This is a genomic window from Nocardioides luteus, assembly GCF_000960475.2.
GTDB lineage: Bacteria > Actinomycetota > Actinomycetes > Propionibacteriales > Nocardioidaceae > Nocardioides > Nocardioides luteus_A.
Genome location: NZ_JZDQ02000071.1, coordinates 1 through 4,163, shown reverse-complemented (window position 1 = coordinate 4,163; position 4,163 = coordinate 1). Strand labels below are relative to the sequence as shown.

At 65.4% G+C, this 4,163-nt stretch carries 4 protein-coding genes and 1 riboswitch; of the genes, 3 read left to right on the top strand and 1 reads right to left on the bottom strand.

The genetic code is table 11. The features are described 5' to 3' along the window. On the top strand, positions 1-889 hold an 889-nt coding region (locus UG56_RS27715; RefSeq protein WP_305728745.1), incomplete at its 5' end, for a scabin-related ADP-ribosyltransferase. A 516-nt stretch (positions 890-1,405) separates the two neighbouring features. Here UG56_RS27715 and UG56_RS27270 read toward each other — a convergent pair. Then, positions 1,406-1,720, bottom strand: a complete 315-nt coding sequence (locus tag UG56_RS27270; RefSeq protein WP_045549334.1) for a hypothetical protein — start codon at positions 1,718-1,720, stop codon at positions 1,406-1,408. A gap of 93 nt (positions 1,721-1,813) precedes the next feature. On the opposite strand from UG56_RS27270, the gene purN reads away from it, so the two are divergent. Both purN and purH read left to right on the top strand, forming a co-directional pair. Further along, positions 1,814-2,425 (top strand): phosphoribosylglycinamide formyltransferase, encoded by a 612-nt coding sequence (gene purN / locus UG56_RS27265; RefSeq protein ID WP_045549335.1) that lies wholly within the window; start codon positions 1,814-1,816, stop codon positions 2,423-2,425. Between the two features lie 10 nt (positions 2,426-2,435). Beyond that, positions 2,436-2,513, top strand: a riboswitch (ZMP/ZTP riboswitch). A gap of 38 nt (positions 2,514-2,551) precedes the next feature. Further along, a complete protein-coding gene (purH, locus tag UG56_RS27260) occupies positions 2,552-4,132 on the top strand; it encodes a bifunctional phosphoribosylaminoimidazolecarboxamide formyltransferase/IMP cyclohydrolase (RefSeq protein WP_371264416.1) in 1,581 nt (526 codons plus the stop codon). Positions 4,133-4,163 lie beyond the last annotated feature (31 nt).

Genomic DNA, 4,163 nt, shown 5'->3' with positions numbered 1-4,163 from the left:
GGGTGCCCGCTATTACGACTCGGTGACGGGGTCGTTCATCTCTCCTGATCCGTTGCTGGAGCCGTCTGAACCGCGCCAATTGAACGCTTACGCGTACGGCTACCAGAATCCAGCCACGTCGAGCGATCCGTCCGGTCTGCGGGTGGATGTGAATGGCGGCGGTGGTGGCGGCGGGACGGTGGTCACCAACGTGACACCGATCAACTGGGGCGCATACTTCAGGAACGTTTGGGGCATTGGAAAGTCCAGCAAGCCTCCTGTTCGCACGAGCAGGCCTGCCACGACCAGCATCCCGAACCATGTCGCGCAGAAGGACGCCGCGGCCGCGGATCGCGCCCAAGCGTTCGCCCAGGCTGCTGCTCGTGCCGAAGCTGCTGAACAACGAAAGATCAACGCCGCTAGAGAAGCGGCTGCCGCCTCGCGAGCAAAGTCTCGGTTCTTTAAGAAGAAGCGTGACCGTCATGAGGATGAAATCAGAACACTTTGGCATGGCGGGAAGGTAGATCCAGGAGTTGCATTCGCTGAAGGGATTATGCCGAACGGTCCGAATTCTCGACGTGGCGACGGAACACTTAGAGACTACGTCTGGTGGAATCGGGGACCGTTCGTCTCAACGTCAAAGAGCAAGAGGCAGGCGGAGAATTTCTCGGCAAAGAAAGACAAGATGGCGCCTTGGGGTTTGCAGCAACATGGCTGGGTTTATGAAATCAAGGATCCTGGAAATGGGTACGACGTGAATGAGATATTTGGAAAGGAGTCGCCGTTTCCGTACGAAAAGGAGATCGCTTTCAAGAATGGGGTTTCACCGATATTCATCAGCGGGGCTTACGAGTATAATGGGGGAACATGGACAGGAAACTACATTCCCAATCCTCGGTTTGGAGGATAATTGATGCTCCGTGAGTACCGAGGAACGGTCAAGGTCCTATTCGATGGGGCGGAGCAAGACTGGACAATCTCTGTCGTAGAAGACAGTGATCGCGAGGTGGAGGATCTGACTCTGATTGGGCCTGGTGGAGTCGAATGGAATGGGTCCGGAGGGAATGCTTGGGACTCTCTGCGCGACTTGCGCCGTCATTTCGAGGTCGCAGGAGGGCGCATTTGTTGTAACGGGTCCAGGACCAATGCTTGGGTGTCAAGCATGGCGATTTCGATGGCGGATGGGGCCGTCGTCTACTTGACTAGAAAAGGGTGGCCAGTTCGAAGTAAGGATTTGGTAGAAATTTTCGCTTATGCCCCACCCAACACGATCGGGTCCTTAGAAGAGCAGGAGCTGTTTCATGAGGAGTGGTTGCGGACGCCACGGAGATGGTGGAGGCGCCTGCTTGGACTCTGACATGACAGGTGGCCCCGACGAGGTGCTTTATGAGACAACGCTGTTCACGGCTCAGGGTGGGGTGCCGCATCACAGCCACGCGCCAGTGTCGAGGGGCTGCGGCGCAAGCACGTCGACCGGCCGGGGGCCAGCGTTCTTAGAGCGAGTCTGGGCCCCGGCCGAGGACACCAGCAGGCGATGATCCGACGTGAGCCCAAACGCGTCTCGGAACGCGTTCATCGACGGGAAGATCATCGACGCCATTACCTCCCAAGACTCGCCGCGAAGGCGCGGGTGCGGCGATTGACCTGACTTGCACAGGTCGGGCTTGATTTCGGGGTCGTCGTCAACGCCCGGCCGCCGGTCCTCGCCGACGCTCAGGACCTCATCGGCGGCGTCGCCCATTAAACCTATGCAACTCAGGTCAGATGTGACAAGGGCTGTTGGCGCGGTCCGGGCGGCGCCGGCGTGGGGCCTGCGCTGCTCTAGAGTGACGGCGTGGCTCTTCGTCTTGTCGTCCTCGTGTCCAGCTCGGGCACCAACCTCCAGGCCCTTCTCGACGCTTGTGCCGACCCGGAGTTCGGGGCCGAGGTGGTCGCGGTCGGGGCCGACCGTGACGGGATCCAGGGGCTGACCCGGGCGACCGACGCCGGGGTCCCGACCTTCGTGCACCGGGTCAAGGACTTCGGGTCGCGCGAGGAGTGGGATGCGGCGCTCGCCGAGTCGGTGGCGGCGTACGAGCCTGATCTCGTGGTCTCCGCGGGGTTCATGAAGCTCGTCGGAGCTGCCTTCCTCGACCGGTTCGGGGGGAAGACGCTCAACACCCATCCGGCGCTGCTGCCGAGCTTCCCGGGGATGCACGGGGCGCGGGATGCGCTCGAGTACGGCGTGAAGGTGACCGGGGCGACGCTGTTCATCGTCGACGCCGGGGTCGACACCGGGATGATCATGGCCCAGGTGACCGTGCCGGTGGAGGACGACGACACCGAGGAGACGCTCCACGAGCGGATCAAGGTCGTCGAGCGCTCGATGCTCGTCGAGTCGGTCGGAAGGATCGCCCGCGAGGGCTACACCGTGGACGGCCGGCGGGTTCGGTTCGGGCGCGCCTGAACGGTTAGAGTGACGAGCACACGACTGGCGCAGGTGGGGGACCACCGGGGAGTGTAAAGAGACGGCATCGACCGCCTGGGTGCCCCTCATCGAATTCATCGACCGATGAGGAGTGTGGCTGTGCCTGTGCAGGACAAGATCGCCATCAAGCGGGCCTTGGTGTCCGTCTACGACAAGACCGGTCTCGAGGACCTGGTCCGAGGGCTCCACGACGCCGGCGTCGAGCTCGTCTCCACCGGCGGTTCCGCCGCGCTGATCCAGAAGCTCGGCCTGCCGGTGACCAAGGTCGAGGACCTGACCGGCTTCCCCGAGTGCCTCGACGGCCGGGTGAAGACGCTGCACCCGCGCGTGCACGCCGGCATCCTCGCCGACCGCCGCCTGGAGTCCCACGTCGAGCAGCTCAAGGAGCTCGAGGTCGAGCCGTTCGACCTGGTCGTCTCCAACCTCTACCCGTTCGTGCAGACCGTCGCCTCCGGCGCCGGGCCGGACGAGGTCGTCGAGCAGATCGACATCGGCGGCCCCTCGATGGTCCGCGCCGCTGCCAAGAACCACCCCTCCGTCGCCATCGTGACCAGCCCGGAGCAGTACGCCGACACCCTCGCCGCGCTCGCGGCCGGTGGCTTCACCTACGACCAGCGCAAGGCGCTCGCCGCGGCCGCCTTCGTGCACACCGCGACGTACGACGTCCACGTCGCCTCCTGGATGGGCAACGTGCTCACCGACACCTCCGACGGCTCGGGCTTCCCGGCGTGGGTGGGCGCGACCTGGGACCGCCAGGCGGTGCTGCGCTACGGCGAGAACCCGCACCAGCCGGCCGCGCTCTACCGCGCGGGCTACGGTCCGGGCGGGCTGGCCGCCGCCGAGCAGCTGCACGGCAAGGAGATGTCCTACAACAACTACGTCGACACCGACGCCGCTCGCCGCGCGGCGTACGACCAGGGTGACCAGCCGACCGTCGCGATCATCAAGCACGCCAACCCGTGCGGTGTCGCGGTCGGCGCCGATGTCGCCGAGGCCCACCGCCGCGCCCACGAGTGCGACCCGGTCTCCGCGTTCGGCGGCGTGATCGCCACCAACGTACCGGTCTCGAAGCAGATGGCCGAGCAGGTCGCCGAGGTATTCACCGAGGTGATCGTCGCTCCCGGTTACGAGGACGGGGCCGTCGAGATCCTGCAGGGCAAGAAGAACATCCGCATCCTCGTCGCCGAGCCGCTCGCGACCACCGGCGTCGAGACCCGGCCGATCAGCGGCGGCCTGCTGATGCAGCACACCGACACCTTCCAGGCCGAGGGCGACGATCCGGCCAACTGGACCCTGGCCACCGGCGAGGCCGCCGACGAGGCGACCCTGGCCGACCTGGCGTTCGCCTGGAAGGCCGTACGCGCCGCCAAGTCCAACGCGATCCTGCTGGCCCGCGACGGCGCAGCGGTGGGCATCGGCATGGGTCAGGTCAACCGCGTCGACTCCTGCCGCCTGGCGGTGGAGCGCGCCAACACCCTCGCCGAGGGCGCCGAGCGTGCCCGCGGCTCGGTCGCCGCCTCCGACGCCTTCTTCCCCTTCGAGGACGGCCCGCAGATCCTGATCGACGCCGGCGTCAAGGCGATCGTCCAGCCCGGCGGCTCGATCCGCGACGAGCTCACCATCAAGGCGTGCGAGGCGGCGGGCGTGACGATGTACTTCACCGGCACGCGCCACTTCGCACACTGACCCAGCCCCGCCGAGTCGGCTCGTCATGACG

What these genes read in the sequence shown, in the direction of transcription:
- UG56_RS27270 (WP_045549334.1), bottom strand. Translation starts at nt 1,720, where the DNA reads ATGGGCGACGCCGCCGATGAGGTCCTGAGCGTCGGCGAGGACCGGCGG.